Genomic DNA, 19,732 nt, shown 5'->3' with positions numbered 1-19,732 from the left:
GAAGTCAGCAGGCGCCGTTGGCGTTCCGAGGGGCTAAACTTACAACCTTGTTTTTCGATAGGAACCGGCGCCATGAGCGTTAACGACTGGATCGGCCACGACGAGCTCGACGATGCCTCGGCGCGCCTGCGCCTGGGGGTACAGGGGAGCGAACTGCACGGCTCGCTATGCGGCTTTCTGGCCGGTGGTGGCCGTGTCGGCAAGCAATCGTTACTTGCCGTATTGCAACTGGATGGCGAGGAGGTTCATCCCTCGGCGCAGGACCAGGACTTGTTTGAACGCCTGGTAAAGCAATGCGAAGCCGAACTGGATGATCCGGAGCTTGGGTTCGAGCCGCTGCTGCCGTCCGACGATCGCCCGTTGCCCGAGCGCGCCGAAGCCCTGGTCGACTGGTGTCGCGGTTTTCTGGGCGGCTTCGGCCTGGCCGGCACCGAGGCCCATGCCAAGCTGTCCGAAGAGGCCCAGGAAATTCTGCGCGATCTCGGCAGCATCGCTGCCGCGCAACTGGATTTCGGCGAAGAAGGCGATGACGAAGATGCGCTGATCGAAGTGCATGAATTCGTGCGCGTCGGTGCAATGTTGTTGTTTGCCGAATGTGCCGGCGGCCGTGGCAAAACCGGCAGCGATCGCGTGCATTGAACATCCAGCCTGACGAATACATACGCCGCCGCCGTCAGTTGATGCGGATGGCCGGCGACGACGCTGTCCTGCTGGTCGCCGCCGCGCCCGAGCGTGTCCGCAACGCCGATGCGAACTGGCCGTACCGGCAGGACTCGGATCTGCACTACCTGTCGGGCTTCCCCGAGCCCGATTGCGTACTGGCGTTGCTGCCGGGTCGCAAGCACGGCGAGGCCGTGCTGTTCTGTCGTGAGCGCGATCCCGAACACGAGCGCTGGCATGGCGAATCCATCGGCACCGAGCGTGCGGTGGAAGTCTATGGCATGGACGACGCCTTCCCGATCGACGATATCGACGACATCCTGCCCGGCATGATCGAAGGCCGCGGCCGGGTCTACTGCCATTTTGGCAGCGAGCCGGAATTCGATGCCCGCCTGCTCGGGTGGATGCGCCGGCTGCGTCAGCTACGTGGCGGCGGAGTGGTGCCGAAGGAGTTCGTCGCGCTGGGGCATTTGCTGCACGATTTGCGTCTATACAAATCGAAAGCGGAGCTGAAGTTGATGCGTGCGTCAGCCGCAATTGCCGCCGAGGCCCATATGGCCGCGATGCGCGTTGCCACGGCGGGGCGTTACGAATACGAGGTGGAGGCGGAGCTGTTGCGGACCATTCGTAGCCGCAGTGCGGTCGCTGCATTTCCACCGATCGTCGCTGGCGGTGTGAATGCGTGCGTGATGCATTACCAGGCTAATCGGGCGGTGCTGCGCGAAGGCGATCTCTTGTTGATCGATGCCGGAGCGGAACTCGACTGCTATGCGTCGGATATCAGCCGTACGTTTCCGGTGAGTGGGCGCTATAACCGCGAACAGCGTGCGCTGTACGAATTGGTGTTGGAGGCGCAGCTGGCTGCTATCGACGAGGTGCGGCCTGGCCGGCCGTTCGATGCTGCGCATCAGATGGCGGTGCGTGTGATTGCCGAAGGCCTGTGCGCGCTGGGGCTGCTGCAAGGGGCTGCTGACGATGTCATAGCCGATGGTAGCTACAAGCGTTTTTATCCGGCCAAGACGGGGCATTGGCTGGGCCTGGATGTGCATGACGTGGGTGACTATCGCGTCGATGGCGAGCCACGGTTGTTGGAGCCGGGGATGGTCGTGACGGTCGAGCCGGGCATCTATATTCCGCCGGGGGATACGACGGTGCCCGAGCGGTGGCGCGGTATCGGTATCCGTATCGAGGATGATGTGGCGGTGACACGCGATGGTGGTGACGTGTTGACGGCTGCTGTGCCCAAGCGGGCGGAGGAGATTGAGGGGTTGCTGGCTTCGCGGGATCGGAAGTGACCAAAGAGACCCCTCCTACCTTGTAGGGGTGGCTTCAGGGGACCTCCAAAAACCCTTTCCTACCTGTCGTCCCGGCGAGGCGCTTTACAGCAGCGAAGCTGGTCAAGCCGGGACCTAGCGCCTTGTGCTTCAACGTGCGGAAGACGCTGGCCCTGGCTTTCGCCGGGGCGACGACGAAAACTGAGGATATTCGAGGTTCCCTTCAGCCGCGACCCGCCGTTACGTCACGATCTGTCGCGACTAAAGTCGCTCCTTCAAAAACGGCACGCCTTTATCAGCCCTGGTGAAGCTTGACCAAGGAAGGCATCAGAAGATAGTCACGACCCCGGTATCCGTCGTACATCTGCCAAGCAGGCAAGTCGTCATAGCCGTATTGATTGACGGGCCACGATTGGCATAGCAAAGGATCGTCATATCAAGATTGGCATTGGAATTGGCGCCCAGCCAATCCTGTTTGCCGATACGACAGCCATCGCCGATTTGCAGTTGAGATACGGCCAAGCCGGCCGTATTGGTGATGGCTTGGGTGCGCCCATGATAGAGGTAGTTTTGCTTCACCGGCACGGCGAAATTCTTCGGCGCATAGGCCTGCAGGACAACCAATTGGCCGGCCAGATCGGATATCAGGCTCGAAGACTTGGCCCCATCTTCCTGGGGAGTCAACGGTTGCAACCAAACGCCATTAGACCTGATTCCGGCTTTGGGGTCGTTATCGCCGTGCGATTCGCAGGATACTCCCATTAACGTTTCGCTACCCCAGATGGTCTCCCCTTCCGATTTCAGTATGCCTCCCTGCAATGTGCAGAAGCTACCATCGAATTCCTGGGTTTCCTTCGGCTGTAGCCTGTGAATATAGGTGAAGCCGCCATCGGCGTTCGGTTTCACTATCTGGGTGACGATAACCTCCTTGCCTGTGAAGTCCTGCACTTTTACCTGGCGTTCTATGAAACCGGTGTCGCCTGCTACCTCGATAGGACGTTGGCTGATGACCTCGGCCTGTGTAATTGCTGAGACCGTTAAGGCCAGACATACAAGAAATCGCTTCATCGCGTGTGTTCTCCCTAATTCACCGATTTAGACCGGCATATTTGGGATGATGAAGTTCGATCCTGACGCTTGGCAGTGGCGTAAGAATGAGTGTTCCGATGGCGGGTTACGTATCCATTCGTAGGGTTTGTTCCCGGTAGATATGAAGCATGTCGAACAAAAAACGGCAGCCTGTTTGGCTGCCGTTTTTTTTGCCCTGCCTATCGGCTTGGTTGAAGCGTCGTTTTACTTGCCTTCTTTCGGAGGTATAGGTTCCTGCCGCTCATGCGCTTCGTCAGAGGCATGCACCTCATACCACATCGCATTGAGAATGCCGAAAGCACAAGCAAGCCCCAACCCAAGAATCCACGAGAAATACCACATGGCTTCGTGCCTCCGTATCAGTAATGGTGAGTGGACTGGCGAACATGCTCGAGCGTCACACGCCCGCGCACGACACTGAACACCCAGCTCGTATAGAGAATGATGAGCGGCATAAATACGGCCGTGGCGCCCAGCATCAGAAGCAACGTGCCGCGACTCGACGACGCATCCCAGATCGTCAGGCTCGACTTGGGATCGAGGCTCGACGGCAGTAGAAACGGGAACAACGCAAAGCCGGCGGAAAGAATGGTCCCCGCTACCATCAGGCTGCTTGACAGGAACGCACCCAGTCCGCGTTTGGCCGCACTGAGCTGCACGCCGATCGCTCCAAGGACCGCCACGATCGGTGCCAACCAGAACAACGGATGCTGCATATAACTGGCGAACCAGCTGCCACCGCGCGCTACTTCCTTGTACAACGGATTGGAAACGCCATCGGTCACCACCGGACCAACCACGGCATAGCCAGGCACGCCATACGCCAGCCAGATACCCGCCAGTACATACAGCACGATATAGGCGAGCGTGGCCCAGCGCGTCACACGTACGGCACGGTCGCAGATCACGCCTTCGGTTTTCAGCACTGCCCAGCAAGCGCCATGGGCTAATAGCATGCTCAAGGAAACCAGTCCGGCCACGAGTGCGAACGGATGCAGTAGCGCGAAGAAACTGCCTTCCCAGGTCATGCGCAGGTCGCCGTCGAACTTGAACGGCGCGCCGAGGAACAGGTTGCCGAAGGCGACACCGGTGATCAGCATCACCACGACGCCCGAACCGACCAGCACCCAATCCCACACCTGTAGCCAGCGGGCGTCATGCACTTTCCGGCGAAAGTTGAACCCGACCGGGCGCAGGATGAAAGCCAGCAACACCAGTGCGATAGCCAGGTACATGCCGGAAAACGACACCGCATAGAGCATTGGCCATGCCGCGAACGCGGCGCCACCGCCGAGGACGAACCAGACCTGGTTGCCTTCCCATACCGGCTCGATGGTTTCCAGCAGCACCTGCCGTTCGTCGTCGCTGCGGCCAAGCACACGCAACAGCGCGGCAATGCCGAAGTCGAAGCCATCCATGATGGCGAAGCCGATCAGCAGGACGCCAAGCAAGGCCCACCAGATCACCCGCAAGCTTTCGTAATCGAACATGGCGTTCTCCTTTAAGCCTTGCCGGGACGGTGAGTGACATCGGTGGCGGGCCAGATGCCGAGGCCATCGGGGCCCTTGCGTGCAAACTTCAGCATCAGCACGGCGTCGATAATCGCCAGTGCGGTGTAGAACAGCACGAAGCCGGCGAGCGATGTCCACACCTGCCCTGAAGTGACCGATGACACGCCCAGCGATGTCGGCAGGATGCCTTCGATCGCCCAGGGTTGCCGGCCGTACTCGGCGACGATCCAGCCCAGCTCCGCGGCGACCCATGGCAACGGCAGGCTGCACAGCGCCAGCTTCAGATACCAGCGTTTGCTATCGAGCTTGCGCTTGGTCGACAGCCAGAACGAATAGCCGAACAGCAGGATGAAATAGACGCCGCAGGCCACCATGATCCGGAACGACCAGAACAGCACCGGTACGTTCGGAATCGTGCTGTTGGCCGCTTGCTGGATCTGATCGGGCGTCGCCTTGCGTGGGTCGTCGATAAAGCGCTTCAGCAGCAAGGCGTAGCCAAGGTCCTTATCGTGCGCAGCCAGAATAGCCTTGGCCTGGGCATTGTTCTTGTCTTCGCGCAGCACCAGCATGGCGTCATAGGCCAGGATGCCGTTGTCGATCTTGCCCTTGGTCTCGTCGACCAGCTGAGCAATGCCGGGAATCTGCTTGTCCAGCGAGCGCGTGCCGATCAAGCCCATCACCCACGGCACGTGCAGGGCGAAATGCGTGGTGCGCTGTTCGACATCCGGGATGCCGAATACGGTGAAAGAGGCCGGTGCCGGTTCGGTTTCCCACATGGCCTCGATCGCGGCCATCTTCATCTTCTGGTTCTCCGACACGGCATAGCCGGATTCGTCGCCCAGCACCACCACGCTCAAGGCCGCGGCTAGGCCGAAGCTCGCCGCCACCGTCATCGAGCGCTTGGCGAAATCCACATTGCGCCCGCGCAGCAGGTACCAGGCGCTGATCGACAGCACGAACATCGCACCGAGTACGTAGCCTGCACTGACCGTGTGCACGAACTTGGCCTGTGCGACAGGGTTGAAGAACACCTCGGAGAACGAGGTGGTTTCCATGCGCATGGTCTGGGCATTGAATGCCGAACCAACCGGGTTCTGCATCCAGCCGTTGGCGATCAGGATCCACAGGGCGGACAGGCTGGTGGCCAGCGCAAGGAACCAGGTCACCAGCAGGTGCTTGACCCGCGTGAGCTTGTCCCAGCCAAGGAAGAACAAGCCGACCAGCGTGCCTTCCAGGAAGAACGCCATCAGGCCTTCGATCGCCAGCGGTGTGCCGAACACGTCGCCGACATAGTGTGCGTAATACGCCCAGTTCATGCCGAACTGGAACTCCATGGTGATGCCAGTGGCCACGCCCATGGCGAAGTTGATGCCGAACAGCACCCCCCAGAACTGCACCATGCGCTTCCAGACTTCGCGCCCCGTCATCACATAGACGGCCTCCATGATGGCGAGAATCCACACCAGTCCGAGCGTGAGGGGAACAAACAGGAAGTGATACAGCGCCGTCAGGGCAAATTGCAGCCGTGACAGGGTGACCACATCGGCTTCGATCATCATGGATGGCCTCCGTGCGAAGAAGATGAAGTTGCGGGAGCGAGCAGATGCTCGATGGCTTGGGGGCTGGCGTCGGGGCGCGGATGCGGCGCGATGGCGACCCACCAGATCAAGGTGAGCACGGCGATCTTGACGATCACCAGCAAGATCAATTCGAGCGCGAGACGGCGCAACGGTCGGCGCCGGGCAGGAGCGGTTTGTGTTACGGCGACTGACGCGGTCATGCAGCGGTTCCCGGGGCTTTGCCAAAAAAGCATACGTCCGAACGAGAGAAGCTGTCGCTGTGGAGCAATGTCGCAGGCGATCGATTGCCCTGGGCGAGAATAATCCCAGGATGCCTCGGGTTTCTAGCTTTTATTGCGCGTTCGGACACGGTGCCGAACAAAAAAGACGGCCATATGGCCGTCTTTTCCAGTTGAAATACGCAAAGCCCTTCAGAGCTTGGCGAAGGCGTCCCGGGTCAGGTTTTCCGGCGCACCGCGCGTGCAGACCACATCGTCTTCGATGCGGATGCCGCCGAATGGGCGGAATGCATCGACCTTCGTCCAGTCGATCTGATTTGCTTCCGGTCGTTGGCGCAGTTCATCCAGCAACATGTCGATGAAGTACAGGCCCGGCTCGATCGTGACCACCATGCCCGCTTCCAGCAGACGTGTCATGCGCAGATAAGGATGTCCCTCGGGGCGGGCGATGCTGCCGCCGTGTTCGTCCCGCTGGAAGCCTGCGACATCGTGTACCTGCAGGCCGATCGGGTGGCCCAGGCCGTGCGGAAAGAATACCGAGCTTACGCCGCTGGCGACCGCGCTTTCCGCGCTCATGCGGATGATGCCGTGCTCGCGCAACACGTCGGCAAGTACGTGGTGCGCGTGGATATGCAGCTCCGGATAACTCTGGCCTGCACGTACCTTGTCGGCAAAACCCTGCTGCGCCTTGTCGACGCTGTCGATCAACGCCTGAAACTCGCCGGCACCCGCCGCAGCATAGGTACGCGTAATGTCACTGGCGTAGCCGGCAGCGCTGGCGCCGGCATCGATCAGGAACGAGCGGTTTTGTGCCGGCGGTTTGCGATCGAAATGGATGTAATGCAGGACGGCGCCATGCTCGTTGAGCCCGACGATGCTCGCATACGGCAACTCGGCGTCGATAGCGCCTGCTGCTTTCAGGTAAGCCTGGTGAATATCGAGTTCGCTGCCACCGGCGCGGAACGCCTGTTCGGCGGCGCGATGGGCGCGCGTGCCGATGCGATTGGCTTCGCGCATCAGCTCCAGTTCGTACGGCGTCTTGTACGAGCGGTGCCAATGCAGGTAATCGAGCACGTCCTGCGGATTGTTGGCTTCGACCTCACGAAGCGTCGGTACGGGCGCGATAATCGCGCTGCGCGACACCGGCAGATGCGGGACCGCCTCGCTCGCTTCGCGCACGGTGACGATCTCGAAATGCTCGACCCAGTAACCGGCCGGTGCAGCCGGCACGACATGCCAGTAGTCGCGCGGCTGCAGGAAGATCAGCTTGGGCTTGGCGCCCGGCGTGTACACCACCCAACTGCCCGGTGCGTCGGTCAAGGGCAGCCAGTGGCGAAAATGCGGGCTGGCGATGAAAGGGTAGTCCTGGTCGTCGAGAAACTTGCGCAGCGGCAAGCCCGCGGCAATCACCAGATGATCGTAGCCGCCCAGCGCAAGCGCCTTGTCCGCGCGCTCGCGCAACGTGGCCAGGTGTTGAGGATAGAGCGCGGCGAGATCGGTCATGGCGGTTCCTGGCGTGACAGCGGGGACGGGCTGCACATGATCGCGCGAGGGGGCGGGAATCGCCAGTTTTGAGCCCTGATGCCCGAGAAACCTTACCTACTCGTCATTCCGGCGCAGGCCGGAACCCAGTGGCGTTACGGGCGGTCTTCGCGTAGTGCCGAAGCTTTTTTGTGTGGTGTTCCAGTGATAACCGGGCACTGAGCCCACTGGGTTCCGGCCTGCGCCGGAATGACGAGTTAGGGGATTGAGGCAGGCGGGTGCGCTACAACGCCCCGGAACTCTCAATCCAGGCGCCAAGCCGCGCGGCATCCTGCTCACCGATAGCCACGATACGAAACCCCGCCCACACCTGCCCGGCACGCGGCGTCTGCTCGTGCCACTGTTCCTGGATCCCCAGCTCGATCGGCTCCAGGCGCCCCGGACCAGGCAGGGGCAGGCTCACCTGATAGACGGCATCGCTGCGCGGCCGCTGGGTGGCGATCAACAACATGCCGGTGATCGACAAATTGCCGAGCTGACCGATCGGCTGGCCGGTAATGACATCGGTGACGATGGTGGTGAAGTCGACAGCGCGCCGCCGTGCGCGCCGCTGTTCGATCGAGGAGACGTTATGACTCATGCGTGCGTCCCCCGCCGGTCCATTGACGCAGGTTGCCGGTGAGCGCCTGCCAGGCGCGATCGAGCAGGCCCTCGCGCGCCGCTGCCAGTTCGCGTACGTGACCGCGTGCAAGCGCATGCGCCAGCGACTGCAAAGTCATGTCATCGCCGCGCTGGCCGCGCCGGGTGATAAACAGGCAATGCCCCGATACCGGCGAGAACCACGCCAGTTTGCGCTGGCTGACCTGACCGGTCCGGCGATCGACAAATTCGAACCAGCTGCCGAACGGCAGTTGGCGTAGACGCTCATAGATGCGCTGTTCGCGCGGATCGACAGGTGCGATCACGGCTGCAGCTTTCGACGCTTCGGGTACTGCGGCAACGGGTGCAGCCGGAGGCGTCGTCGGTGCGGCGGTTGTCTGTTCGCCCAGACGCTGGTGCTGTTTAAGCTTCAATGCCAGGCTGGTCGCGCTAAGTGCTTCGTCGCCCTGATCGTTCGTCGCCGCCGTGCCAAGCAGACGTTGCGCGACCTGCTCGGCTTCGTCGGCATGCATGCCGATCTGCTGCAGCCCGGTTTCGACGTCGTATTGCAGCTTGGCGCGGTCATAGGTCGGCGCGCGGCCGAGCAATTGATCGGTGATGTGCAGGCGTTCGGCAAACGCTTCGCTGTCTTCGCCGTGGCGCAGCAGCGTCAATGCCAGCACGTCGGACCAGGCGCGTTCGAGCAGAGTGCGCAGCAGGCCGCGCGGCTGCGTTTGGCGGAAACGCTCGGCCATCAGCTGCGCCGCCTGGCGGCGTGCCTGTTCCAGTCGCTCGCGGCCCTGCATGGCTTCCACGTGCCGGCGCTCGGCGATCTGCGCCTTGCGCGCCAGCAGCGCGAGGTGGTGTTCGATATCCGCCAGCAGGCTGGTGTAGAGGCCGGTACTTGGCGGTTCGAGACGGGTGCGTGCAACTAGTTGCTCGAGCTTGGTGGCCAGTGCGCGGTCGGCCTCGCTGTCGCCGGTATCGAGCCACTCGGTGGCCGCTTCGGCAACGGCTCCCAGCAGCTTGCGGGCAGGGTGCTCCTGCTGGTCGAAGAAGTTCCGGTCCGCCACGGCCATACGCAGCATCGGCACCTGCAGGTCGCTCAGCACGCCCTGCGCGCTGGAGCCCTGACGCATCTGCCGATGCAGTTGCTCGAACAGCATGGCCATCAGTTCGACCGTGTCGCCTTGCTCGGGCGAGAGCTGGGTCAGCGGTGTGCCGACGGGCTTGCCGGCGTTGAGCTGGATCAGCAATTCCTCGCGCAGACGCTGCGCGCTGCGCAACTCGCGGCTGGCGTTGTCGGAGATCGCACTCACATGTTGCTGCACGGCACTCAATGCCAGCTGCAATTCATCCGCGCTGGCGGCGCGATGATGGGTGCCTGGCATATCGCTTGTGCTGCCCGCGCGACGTTGTGCGAGCAGTTCGCGCAAGTTTTCCAGTACCGCGATATGGTCGCTGTGTGCCGTCGGCGGCGCGGCCGATGCCGGGGTGGCAGATGCTGCCTGAGCCCCCGTTTCGATCGGCGTTGCATTCGACGTGTTGCGCGGCGTCTGGCGTGGCAGCGGAAAGGCGCGTAGCTGTTGCAGGATACCGGCGCCGCGCAGCAAGTCGTTGGCTGCTTCGTAAAGCGTGTTCAAACCCTGGATGACGGTTTGATCGAAGCTTTGCAGCATCAGCAGGCGATGTTCGATCGGCAGGTCGTCGATGATCGCGGTCGCATCGTGAAAGGCATGCGTCAGTGCGTGCGGCCCCAGTGGCAACGCTTCGCCCTCCAGGGGCGGTGCGGCGACCAGCACGGCGAGTCGATACCCCAGCTCGAACAGCACGGGGCCGTTGCGCGCTTCGCCGCGTGCGATCAACTTGCCGAGCGCGGCGTTTTGTTCGTGTTCGTTGCGATCGAGCAAAGACAGGGGTTGCAGGCCGGCCGATGGCGTTGCATCGCTATCGCCGTCGCCTTCACCCAGGTGGCGAAAACCATTGCCGATCAGGGTCAGAAAACGTTTCTGCAGCCGTGCACGGTCTTGCTGGACGCGCAATCGGCTTTCGAAAAACAATTGCTGGTCGAGATGGTTGCGTGCGCGATCGGCATGCGCATAGAGCTGTTGTTCCAGCTCGTTGAGGCATTGGCGTAAAGCCTGGTCCAGGTGCTGCAGGCTGAGCGCATGAACCTCGCCGATCAGACGACGCGCACGCGCCGGCCACCGGCCATTTTCCAGGCTCGCACTACGTTCCTGCGCAAACGGTTCTGCCCGCTCGTGCGGCTCGACATCCATGATCCCATCCTGTTCCCCCAGGGTGAGCCCAGTCTATGCCGGTCGGGGCCGTGCCGCCATCGGCCTTTCGATGGGCCGGCTACCGTCGGAAAGGTCAGGCCAGGAAGCTGGCGATGACATCGTTGAGGAAGCGCTGGCCCAGGGCAGTGGTCTGGAGCCGGTCGGTACGGTCTTCCAGCCAGCCCTTTGCCTGGGCCTGGGCAAGCGCGGGCGCGATCGACGAGACGGGCAGGCCGGTGCGTTCGGCAAAGTCGCCGGCCGGTACGCCGTCGATCAGGCGCAAGGCATTGAGCATGTATTCAAAGGGCAGTTCGTCGGCGGCCACCACCGAGTCGCCGCCGATCCGCGCCGCACCGCCGGAGGCGTCCAGGTAGGCGCGGGGCAGGCGGGTTTTCCAGCGGCGACGGACGCTGCCATCCTCGCTGGCGCTGATTTTGCCGTGGGCGCCGGCGCCGATGCCCAGGTAGTCGCCGAAGCGCCAATAGTTGAGATTGTGCTCGCAGCGCTTATCCCGTTGGGCATAGGCGGATATCTCGTACTGCCCATAACCGGCGGCGGCCAGGTGTGCCTCGCAGGCTTCCTGCATGGCCCAGGCGTGATCGTCGTCGGGCAGTGGCGGCGGGTTGGCGGCAAAGGCGGTATTGGGTTCGAGCGTGAGCTGGTAGTGCGATATATGGGTAGGTGCCAGCGCGATGGCTCGCTCGACATCGCTCAAGGCGCCGTCCAGCTGCTGTTCGGGCAGCGCATACATCAGATCGAGATTGATATTGCGATAGCCGGCATCCTGTGCCGACTTCACCGCCGCCTCGGCCTCGCCGGCCGAGTGAATGCGGCCCAGCCGCTTGAGCTTGGCGTCGTCGAAACTCTGGACGCCGAACGAGAGCCGATTGACCCCGGCGGCCAGATAGCCGTCGAAACGTCCGTGCTCGACCGTGCCCGGATTGGTCTCCAGGGTGATTTCCGCATCGCTCGCCATGAGGAGGCGCTGGCGAACGCCATCGAGCAGGCGCTCGATCAATTCGGGCGCGAACAGGCTGGGTGTGCCGCCGCCGAAAAAGACGCTGATGATCGAGCGACCCTGGATGGCTTCGCCGAAGTCGCGCAGGTCGGCGTCGAGATCGGCCAGCAGGTGGTCGATATAAGCCGCATAAGGTGGCGGTTCGCTGCGCAGGCCATGCGAATTGAAATCGCAGTATGGGCACTTTTTCACGCACCATGGCATGTGCACGTACAGCGACAGCGGCGGTGCGATCAGGCTCATGCGTGAAAAACGGGGGCAGTTGCTGAATTGAGGCGGCGAATCATCGGCCAGCCTGCAACTGCGCACGCAACAGCGCGAGCGCCTGTCCGCGATGGCTGAGCCTGTTCTTCAACGCATCGTCCATCTCGGCCACGCTTTGTTCATAGCCATCGGGCAGGAACACCGGGTTGTAGCCGAAGCCGCCGGTGCCGCGTGCCTCGGTGAGGATGCGGCCGTACCAGCGTCCTTCGGCGATCAGCGGGGCCGGATCTTCCGGGTGCCGCAACAGCACCAGCACGCCGATAAAGAACGCACCCCGCTGTTCCGTCGGCACGCCTTCCATCGCACGCAACAGCTTGGCGTTGCTGGCCGCGGCATCGCCATGCGTGCCGCTGTAGCGCGCCGAATAAAGCCCCGGCGCGCCATGCAGGTGATCCACGCACAGGCCCGAGTCGTCGGCCAGCGCGGGCAGGCCGCTGGCCTGCGCCGCGTGGCGAGCCTTGAGCAAGGCGTTCTCGACGAAGGTCAGCCCGGTTTCCTCGGCGTCCTCGATGCCCAGGCTGCCCTGGGTGACGATATCGAAGCCGCTGTCGGCGAGCAGGGCATTGAATTCCTTCAACTTGCCGGGGTTGCTGCTGGCCAGGACGATGCGTGACATGCGGGGTGACTCCTCAGGCGATGCCGAGCGCGGCGCGTTGTGCGGCGACCAGTTCGCCCACGCCCTTTTCGGCAAGACCCAATAGCTTGTCCATTTCGTCACGACGAAATGCGTGGCCTTCGGCCGTGCCCTGGACTTCGATAAAGCCGCCGCCGTCGTTCATCACGACGTTCATGTCGGTATCGCAGTTGGAGTCTTCGGCGTAGTCCAGGTCGAGCACGGGCATGCCCTTGTAGATGCCGACCGATACCGCGGCAACCGCGCCGAACACGGGGTTGCGACGCAGGTTCTCGCGCTTCATCAGCAGCTGCACGGCGTCGACCAGGGCGACATACGCGCCGGTGATGGCTGCGGTGCGCGTGCCGCCGTCGGCCTGGATGACGTCGCAATCGAGGGTGATCAGGCGTTCGCCCAGGGCCTGGCGATCCACGCAGGCGCGCAGGCTGCGGCCGATCAGGCGCTGGATTTCCATGGTGCGCCCGCCTTGGCCGCCACGGGCGGCCTCGCGCTGGGTGCGGCTGGAGGTGGCGCGCGGCAGCATGCCGTACTCGGCCGTGACCCAGCCTTCGCCCTTGCCGCGCAGCCACGGCGGTACGCGATCCTCGATGCTGGCGGTGCATAGCACCCGGGTGTCGCCAAAGCTCACCAGCACGGAACCTTCGGCGTGGCGGGTATAGTGGCGTTCGATCGTAACGGGGCGCAGCTGATCGCTGGCGCGGCCGCTGGGACGGCTGACGGCATTCATCGTAAAGGCGGCCTGAAGTGGGCAAATTGGGCAAGCTAGGCGCGAGAGTTTACCATTGCCGCCTTTACTCCACGCTCCACACAGGCTTTCCATGACCCGTAGCATGACCGCGTACGCCTCCGCCGAGACCGTCGGCCCCACCGGCACGCTGAGCTGCGAGCTGCGTACGGTCAACCATCGCTACCTGGAATTGAGCCCACGACTGCCCGACGACCTGCGCAATTTCGAGTCGGCCATGCGCGAACGCATCGCGGCCAAGCTGTCGCGCGGCAAGGTCGATCTGACCGTTCGTCTGCGTAGCGAGGCACGTGCCGAGTCGCTCAAGGTGGACGACGCCTTGCTGGGCAAGCTGGCGGAACTGGCGCGTTCGCTGGAAGGCCGCTTTCCGACCATGCAGGTGCAGTTGACCGAGTTACTGCGCTTCCCCGGCGTCATGCAGCAGGCCGATATCGATCCGGAAGCCGTACAGGCCGCCTTGTTCGAGGTGCTCGATCGCGCGCTCGACGCGCTGACCGCCACGCGCGAGCGCGAAGGCGCCAAGCTCGAAGAGCTGTTGCGCGAGCGGCTGGATCTTATCGAACGCATCGTGGCCGATGTGCGTACCTGGATGCCGCAGATTCGCGAAGGGCTGCGTACGCGCCTGGAAACGCGCCTGGCCGATCTCAAGCAACCGGTCGAACCGGGCCGGCTCGAGCAGGAACTCGTGCTACAGATCACCCGCGTCGACGTCGACGAGGAACTCGATCGTCTGGTGACGCATATCGCCGAAGCGCGCCGTGTGCTCGGTTTGAAAGAACCGGTCGGTCGCCGCCTCGACTTTCTGATGCAGGAATTCAATCGCGAAGCCAATACGCTCGGCTCCAAATCGATCGACTCGCGCAGCACCAACGCCGCGGTCGAGCTGAAGGTGCTGATCGAGCAGATGCGCGAACAAGTCCAGAACATCGAGTGATGGAAGGCGAGTGATGGAAGCCACCCTGTTCATCGTTGCGGCACCCTCGGGCGCGGGCAAGTCGACCCTGGTCAATGCCCTGCTCGAACGCGAGCCGGCCATTTCGCTATCGGTTTCGCATACCACGCGTCCGCCGCGCACGGGTGAGGAATACGGTCGTCACTACTATTTCGTCGAGCGCTCGGAGTTCGAACGTGAAATCGAGGAAGGAATCTTTCTCGAGCACGCCGAAGTGCACGGCAATCTTTACGGCACCTCGCGCAAGACCGTGTCCGGCCTGCTCGGCCAGGGCAAGGACGTGCTGCTGGAAATCGACTGGCAGGGTGCGCAGCAGGTACGCAAGACCAAGGCCGATTGCGTCAGCATATTCATCCTGCCGCCGTCGCGGCACGAACTGGAGCGTCGTCTGCGCGGGCGTGGCTCGGACAGCGCCGAGGTGATCGAACGCCGTCTGCATAATTCGCGCGAAGAGATCGCGCATGCGCACGAGTTCGACTACATCATCGTCAACGATCGTTTCGAGGACGCCCTGGGCGACTTGCAGGCCATCGTTCGCGCGGTACGCCTGCGCTCGGAGCTGCAATGGCGGCGCCACGAGAACCTGATTGCCGAGCTGTTGGCCACCGGGAACTGAAGGCGCCAAGGCCGGTCCGATAGCCTTCGCCGCCGTCTTCGGCTACTTTGCCTCGTCCCATTCGATAGTGCCTCCATGACTGATTCCATTAGTACCCGGCCCGAAAGCGACACCCTGGTGCGCGTTCGCGGCCTGACCACGGTGCTCAATGGCAAGACCATTTTCGACGCGCTGGATCTGGATATCCCGCGCGGCAAGGTCACCGCCATCATGGGCCCCAGCGGCACCGGCAAGACGACGCTGCTCAAGCACATCACCGGGCAGATGCGCGGCGATGCCGGTGAAGTCGTGGTCGACGGCAACAATGTGCCGGCGCTGTCGCGCGACAAGCTGTTCGAACTGCGCGAGCGCATTGGTTATCTGTTTCAGAATTCGGCGTTGCTGACCGACTTCGACGTGTTCGAGAACGTGGCTTTTCCGCTGCGCCAGCATACCCGTCTGCCGGAAGAGTTGATCCGCAATATCGTCCTGACCAAGTTGCAGGCGGTCGGCCTGCGCGGTGCGGCCGGTCTGATGCCGACGGAGCTGTCCGGCGGCATGGCGCGGCGCGTGGCGCTGGCACGGGCGATCGTGTTTGATCCGATGCTGATTCTCTATGACGAGCCGTTCGTCGGCCTCGACCCGATCGCGCTGAACCAGGTGTTGATATTGATCCGCACGCTCAATGAAACGCTGGGCATCACCAGCGTGCTGGTCGCGCACGAGCTCGAAGCGATCAAGCAGGTGGCCGACCATATTTACCTGATCGCCAACGGCAAGGTGGTGGCGCAGGGCGACCCGAAAACGATCGCCAACGACGGCTCGCCATGGACGCGGCAGTTCTTCGGTGGAGACGCGGACGGCCCGGTGCCGTTTCAATATCCAGCCGGCGATTACGCCGCATCGCTGGGCTTTACCGGAGGCAAGGCATGAGCGCGCAACCGATGCGCAACAATCTCGTCTTGCGCTCGCTGGCGCAGATCGGCGCGTGCGCGCTGTTCGGGCTGCAGGTGCTGGCGGCGATTCCGCGCAGCATGAAACATGGCCGCGAGACGGTGCGCCAGCTGTGGTTCGTCGGCGCGATGAGCCTGACCATCATCATGGTCTGCGGCCTGTTCGTGGGCATGGTGTTGGCGCTGCAGCTTTATTACGTACTGTCGATCTTCGGCGGTACGGCTGCCAGCGGCACGGTGGTGGCGCTGGCGATCTATCGCGAACTCGGTCCGGTCGTCACGGCATTGCTGTTTGCCGGTCGCGCAGGCACCTCGGTCACCGCCGAAATTGGTCTGATGCGCGCGACCGATCAGATCGCCGCGATGGAAATGATGGCGGTCGATCCGATCGCCTATGTCGCCGCGCCGCGTTTCCTCGCCGGACTGATTGCGATGCCGCTGCTGTGCTGCGTGTTCTGCGCGCTGGGCATTTTCGGCGGTCACCTGGTCGGCGTGACCTGGCTGGGCATCGACAACGGCACCTTCTGGTCCAACATGACCTCGACCGTCGAGCTGGGCAAGGACGTGATCAATGGTGTGCTGTGGAAGAGCGTGGTGTTCGGCGCCGTCGTGTCGCTGATCGCGGTCTTTCAGGGCTATACCACCCCACCGACCAGCGAAGGCGTGGCCTATGCCACGACACGCACGGTGGTGGCCTCATCGATCGCCATCCTGGCGCTCGATTTCGTGCTGACAGCATTTCTGATGTGAGCACCGCCATGAATCTCTTCGTTTTGCTTTTCAACCTTTCTGCTTCGAGGACCGCGCCGTGAGCCAGAGACCTTCGTTCGCCATCGGCACCGGCTTGTTTATCGTGCTCGGCTTTGCCGCGCTGGCGTATCTCGCCACGCAGACCACCTCGGTGGCCAACAGCCACCAGGGCAGCAGCTACACCATCGATGCCCGTTTCGCTAACGTCGGCCAGCTCAAGGAGCGGGCACCGGTGAAGATCGCCGGCGTGCGCGTGGGTCAGGTGCAGTCGATCACGCTCGATCCGGCCAAGGAAGAAGCTGACGTGAAGCTGTCGATCGACAAGCGTTTCGACAAGATTCCGGACGACTCGGTCGCCACGATCTTCACCAGCGGCCTGCTCGGCGACCAGTACGTCGGTATCCAGTACGGTGCGTCCAAGAAAACCGTCGCCGAGGGCGGCACGCTGGCGTTGACCAAGCCGGCGCAGCAGCTTGAGGAAATGCTTGGCAAGTTCTTTGGCGCGGGTGGAGTAGCCGATAAGCTCGGTGGCACCTACTTGGTGAAGGCGCGCTTCACCAACGTCGGTTCGCTCTCGGTAGGGGCGCCGGTGAAGATGGCGGGTGTGGCGATCGGTAGCGTGCAGTCTGTGCAGGCCGATCCGATCAAGCTGGATGCCTATGTCACCCTGGCTATCGACAACCAGTACAACCAGATCCCGGACGACTCGGCTGGCGCGGTATTCACAAGCGGTTTGATCGGCACCCAGTACGTTGCGATCCAGCCCGGCGGCTCGCCGGACATGCTCAAGAACGGCGATTCGCTGATCCTGACGCAGTCCGCGATGCAGTTGGAGGACCTGATCGGCAAGTTCCTGGTGAACGGTTCGCCCAGCGACAAGAAGGACGGCAACAGCCAGCCGGCTGGTTCTTCCTCATCGGGTAAACATTGAGCCAGGGCGCGGTCGCCTCCATGTCGACCATTCCGAGTCACTTTTTCCAGGAGTTTTCCATGTTGCGCAGATTGGCCCTCGCTACCGCGATCGCGTTCGCCGGCGTCACTGCCGCCCCGGTTTTTGCCCAGAATGCCCCGGCGGAAGCCTCGGCTCAGCAGACCCCTGTGCAGATCGTGCAAAGCATTACCGACCAGTTGGGCAGTGCCATCGACGGTCATCAGAAGGAATTGTCCCAGGACAAGGAAAAGCTGATCGCCGTCATCGATGACGTGTTCCTGCCGCACTTCGATGTGGACTATGCCGCCATCCTGGTCCTGGGTTCGCACGCGCGTGAAGCTTCACCGGAGCAGCGCAGCCGCTTTGCCAAGGCGTTCTACGAGTCCATCACGCATCGCTATGCCGAAGGCCTGCTGAACTACACCCGCGGTCGCATCAAGGTGCTGCCGTTTGCGGGCGACCTCGATCCCAAGCGCACCCTGGTGCGTACGCAGGTGCTGCTGGACGACGGCAAGACCGTCTCGGTCGACTACGCCTTTCGCAAAACCAGCGATGGCGCCTGGAAAGCCTATGACGTGGTGATCGAAGGCATTTCCTACATCACTAACTACCGCAACCAGGTGGATGCCGAGATCAAGAAGACCAGCCTGGACCAGTTGATCAAGACGCTGGAGTCGCAGGGCGCCAACGCGCTCAAGACGCTCGAGCAGGACAGCAAGCCGTCGAAATGACAAGCGGCCAGAGCTTCCAGGTCGTACAGAACGCCGCGGATACGGTCAGCGTATCCGGGGCGTTGACCTTTGCCACCGCCGCTGCCGCGCTGGAGGCGATTCGCGCTGCGTTGCCGGGGCGCCAGGTGCTCGACCTGGCGGGCGTCGACCACAGCGACAGTGCCGGTCTGGCCTGCGTGCTGGCGGTGCTGGCCCCGAATGGCGGCAAGGTGCGGGTGCGGCATGTCCCGCAGGGTATGCAGCAGCTTGCCAAGGTATGCGAAGTAGACGGTTTGCTCGGCTGAGGGTTTCCCCAAGGCGTAAAAAAAGGGGCCTTGCGGCCCCTTTTTCTTGTCCAAGCGTCATCAGGAAATCCCTAGAACCTCCTATCCGTCATCCCGGCGAACGCCGGGATCCAGCGCCTTGCACCTCAAAGTGCGAAAGACGCTGGGCCCCGGCGTTCGCCGGGGCGACGATGAAAACTGAGGTTGTTCGAAGCTTCCGTCAGTTATTGCTGGGTTTGTTACTCGTGTCGTTCTTGCGTTCCCACTCATGCTGTTCCTTCAGCAGTTCGTCGGGATCGAAGTTCTTGTCGTTGCTGCCCTGCATCTGCTCGATCACGTCGTTCGGCGGGTTGCCGTCGTAGATGTCATAGAGGCGCTGCTGGCGGTAGGCGTCACGCAGGAACACGTAGGGATCGTAAGCCGAGGCCAGAAAGCTCTCCGCATCGATAGCGCGGGCGCGCAGGCTGACGAGGTAAATCACCTGCGGCACGTAGTACTGGCCGGCCTTGAAGCTATGGTTGCGCGAGAAGTAGCTCAGCGGATCGAAGAAATAGCTGTCGACCGGCAAACGCCAGACATCGCGCACCGTGGTGGGGCCGACGAGCGGCAGCACCAGGTAATCGCCTTCCGGAACGCCCCAACGGGCCAGGGTGATGCCGAAATCGGTCTGATTAAGCGGGATACCCAGCTGGCTGGCCGGATCGAAGAAGCCGCCCACGCCTAGCGTCAGGTTGACCAGGAAACGCCCGGTGCCCTGGACCGCATGCACCGGCCGCGCCTGCAACAGGTCGTTGGCGATGGTGATCGGCATGCGGATATTGGTGAAGAAATCACTGACCGAGCGGCGCACCGGCGGATTGGTGATGCTGCGGTAACCCACCGCCACCGGTCGAATCACCGCCTGATCGAGCTGATCGTTGAAGTGATAGGCCTTGCGGTTGAATTTTTCCATCGGGTCATCGGTGCGCGGCTTGGCGATGGCGCAGCCAGCCAGCAACACGATGGCAGCCAGGACGGCCCCGCGTTTGAGCACATTGAAATAGGTTTGTAAGGGCATCGGAGTCGGGGTCCGCAGCGATCGGGGGAGCTGCATAAGTGTACTGTTTAGTTTTTTATTATACATGGGCCTTCGATTTCCTTTCGCCCCGGGCGGACCGTCCTGGC

Annotated in this window: 21 protein-coding genes; 9 read left to right on the top strand and 12 right to left on the bottom strand. The window is 62.5% G+C overall.

Features of this window, described 5'->3' with window-relative positions; all coding sequences use genetic code 11:
- The first annotated feature begins 72 nt into the window (after positions 1-72).
- Both ACZ6WW_RS08660 and ACZ6WW_RS08655 read left to right on the top strand, forming a co-directional pair.
- Complete coding sequence (locus ACZ6WW_RS08660) at positions 73-639, top strand: UPF0149 family protein (protein WP_281850512.1); 567 nt, start codon at positions 73-75, stop codon at positions 637-639.
- Complete coding sequence (locus ACZ6WW_RS08655; RefSeq protein ID WP_465273839.1) at positions 594-1,955, top strand: aminopeptidase P N-terminal domain-containing protein; 1,362 nt, start codon at positions 594-596, stop codon at positions 1,953-1,955. The genes ACZ6WW_RS08660 and ACZ6WW_RS08655 overlap by 46 nt, the downstream gene beginning before the upstream one ends.
- Positions 1,956-2,261: 306 nt before the next feature.
- Here ACZ6WW_RS08655 and ACZ6WW_RS08650 read toward each other — a convergent pair whose 3' ends face one another.
- The 11 genes from ACZ6WW_RS08650 to rph form a co-directional block, all read right to left on the bottom strand.
- On the bottom strand, positions 2,262-3,002 hold the full coding sequence (locus ACZ6WW_RS08650) for a hypothetical protein (RefSeq protein ID WP_465273838.1): 741 nt from the start codon (positions 3,000-3,002) through the stop codon (positions 2,262-2,264).
- A 225-nt stretch (positions 3,003-3,227) separates the two neighbouring features.
- Positions 3,228-3,365: a cytochrome bd-I oxidase subunit CydX gene (gene cydX, locus ACZ6WW_RS08645; RefSeq protein WP_465273837.1), complete on the bottom strand. Its 138-nt coding sequence runs from the start codon at positions 3,363-3,365 to the stop codon at positions 3,228-3,230.
- A gap of 17 nt (positions 3,366-3,382) precedes the next feature.
- A complete protein-coding gene (gene cydB, locus ACZ6WW_RS08640; protein ID WP_465273836.1) occupies positions 3,383-4,513 on the bottom strand; it encodes a cytochrome d ubiquinol oxidase subunit II in 1,131 nt (376 codons plus the stop codon).
- 11 nt (positions 4,514-4,524) lie between these two features.
- Positions 4,525-6,090 carry a cytochrome ubiquinol oxidase subunit I gene (locus ACZ6WW_RS08635; protein WP_465274049.1) on the bottom strand — a complete coding sequence of 522 codons (1,566 nt, stop codon included), beginning with the start codon at positions 6,088-6,090 and terminating at the stop codon, positions 4,525-4,527.
- Complete coding sequence (cydP, locus tag ACZ6WW_RS08630) at positions 6,090-6,314, bottom strand: cytochrome oxidase putative small subunit CydP (protein ID WP_281850508.1); 225 nt, start codon at positions 6,312-6,314, stop codon at positions 6,090-6,092. The genes ACZ6WW_RS08635 and cydP overlap by 1 nt, the downstream gene beginning before the upstream one ends.
- Positions 6,315-6,524: 210 nt before the next feature.
- Complete coding sequence (gene pepQ / locus ACZ6WW_RS08625; RefSeq protein WP_465273835.1) at positions 6,525-7,835, bottom strand: Xaa-Pro dipeptidase; 1,311 nt, start codon at positions 7,833-7,835, stop codon at positions 6,525-6,527.
- A gap of 262 nt (positions 7,836-8,097) precedes the next feature.
- Positions 8,098-8,454 (bottom strand): PilZ domain-containing protein, encoded by a 357-nt coding sequence (locus ACZ6WW_RS08620; protein ID WP_465273834.1) that lies wholly within the window; start codon positions 8,452-8,454, stop codon positions 8,098-8,100.
- Positions 8,444-10,732 carry a DUF1631 family protein gene (locus ACZ6WW_RS08615; RefSeq protein ID WP_465273833.1) on the bottom strand — a complete coding sequence of 763 codons (2,289 nt, stop codon included), beginning with the start codon at positions 10,730-10,732 and terminating at the stop codon, positions 8,444-8,446. Before ACZ6WW_RS08615 ends, ACZ6WW_RS08620 begins: the two co-directional genes overlap by 11 nt.
- Before the next feature lie 94 nt (positions 10,733-10,826).
- On the bottom strand, positions 10,827-11,993 hold the full coding sequence (gene hemW, locus ACZ6WW_RS08610) for a radical SAM family heme chaperone HemW (protein WP_465273832.1): 1,167 nt from the start codon (positions 11,991-11,993) through the stop codon (positions 10,827-10,829).
- Between the two features lie 40 nt (positions 11,994-12,033).
- Complete coding sequence (rdgB, locus tag ACZ6WW_RS08605) at positions 12,034-12,630, bottom strand: RdgB/HAM1 family non-canonical purine NTP pyrophosphatase (RefSeq protein WP_281850503.1); 597 nt, start codon at positions 12,628-12,630, stop codon at positions 12,034-12,036.
- A 13-nt stretch (positions 12,631-12,643) separates the two neighbouring features.
- Entirely contained in the window at positions 12,644-13,375 is a 732-nt protein-coding gene (gene rph / locus ACZ6WW_RS08600; protein ID WP_465273831.1) for a ribonuclease PH, read from the bottom strand.
- A gap of 91 nt (positions 13,376-13,466) precedes the next feature.
- On the opposite strand from rph, the gene ACZ6WW_RS08595 reads away from it, so the two are divergent.
- The 7 genes from ACZ6WW_RS08595 (at position 13,467) to ACZ6WW_RS08565 (ending at position 18,589) form a co-directional block, all read left to right on the top strand.
- Positions 13,467-14,327: a YicC/YloC family endoribonuclease gene (locus ACZ6WW_RS08595; protein ID WP_281850501.1), complete on the top strand. Its 861-nt coding sequence runs from the start codon at positions 13,467-13,469 to the stop codon at positions 14,325-14,327.
- Between the two features lie 13 nt (positions 14,328-14,340).
- On the top strand, positions 14,341-14,961 hold the full coding sequence (gmk, locus tag ACZ6WW_RS08590; protein WP_465273830.1) for a guanylate kinase: 621 nt from the start codon (positions 14,341-14,343) through the stop codon (positions 14,959-14,961).
- A gap of 75 nt (positions 14,962-15,036) precedes the next feature.
- On the top strand, positions 15,037-15,873 hold the full coding sequence (locus tag ACZ6WW_RS08585) for an ABC transporter ATP-binding protein (protein WP_465273829.1): 837 nt from the start codon (positions 15,037-15,039) through the stop codon (positions 15,871-15,873).
- A complete protein-coding gene (gene mlaE / locus ACZ6WW_RS08580) occupies positions 15,870-16,643 on the top strand; it encodes a lipid asymmetry maintenance ABC transporter permease subunit MlaE (protein WP_465273828.1) in 774 nt (257 codons plus the stop codon). Before ACZ6WW_RS08585 ends, mlaE begins: the two co-directional genes overlap by 4 nt.
- A 58-nt stretch (positions 16,644-16,701) precedes the next feature.
- Entirely contained in the window at positions 16,702-17,574 is an 873-nt protein-coding gene (mlaD, locus tag ACZ6WW_RS08575; protein ID WP_465273827.1) for an outer membrane lipid asymmetry maintenance protein MlaD, read from the top strand.
- A 59-nt stretch (positions 17,575-17,633) separates the two neighbouring features.
- Positions 17,634-18,305, top strand: a complete 672-nt coding sequence (locus ACZ6WW_RS08570; RefSeq protein WP_465273826.1) for an MlaC/ttg2D family ABC transporter substrate-binding protein — start codon at positions 17,634-17,636, stop codon at positions 18,303-18,305.
- Positions 18,302-18,589: an STAS domain-containing protein gene (locus tag ACZ6WW_RS08565; RefSeq protein ID WP_465273825.1), complete on the top strand. Its 288-nt coding sequence runs from the start codon at positions 18,302-18,304 to the stop codon at positions 18,587-18,589. Before ACZ6WW_RS08570 ends, ACZ6WW_RS08565 begins: the two co-directional genes overlap by 4 nt.
- A gap of 199 nt (positions 18,590-18,788) precedes the next feature.
- Here the strand turns inward: ACZ6WW_RS08565 and ACZ6WW_RS08560 are convergent, their stop codons facing one another.
- Positions 18,789-19,625 (bottom strand): MlaA family lipoprotein, encoded by an 837-nt coding sequence (locus ACZ6WW_RS08560; protein ID WP_465273824.1) that lies wholly within the window; start codon positions 19,623-19,625, stop codon positions 18,789-18,791.
- Positions 19,626-19,732: the final 107 nt, after the last annotated feature.

Source organism: Dyella sp. NPDC103356 (assembly GCF_055584465.1).
This window is presented reverse-complemented; position numbering and strand designations above follow the sequence as displayed.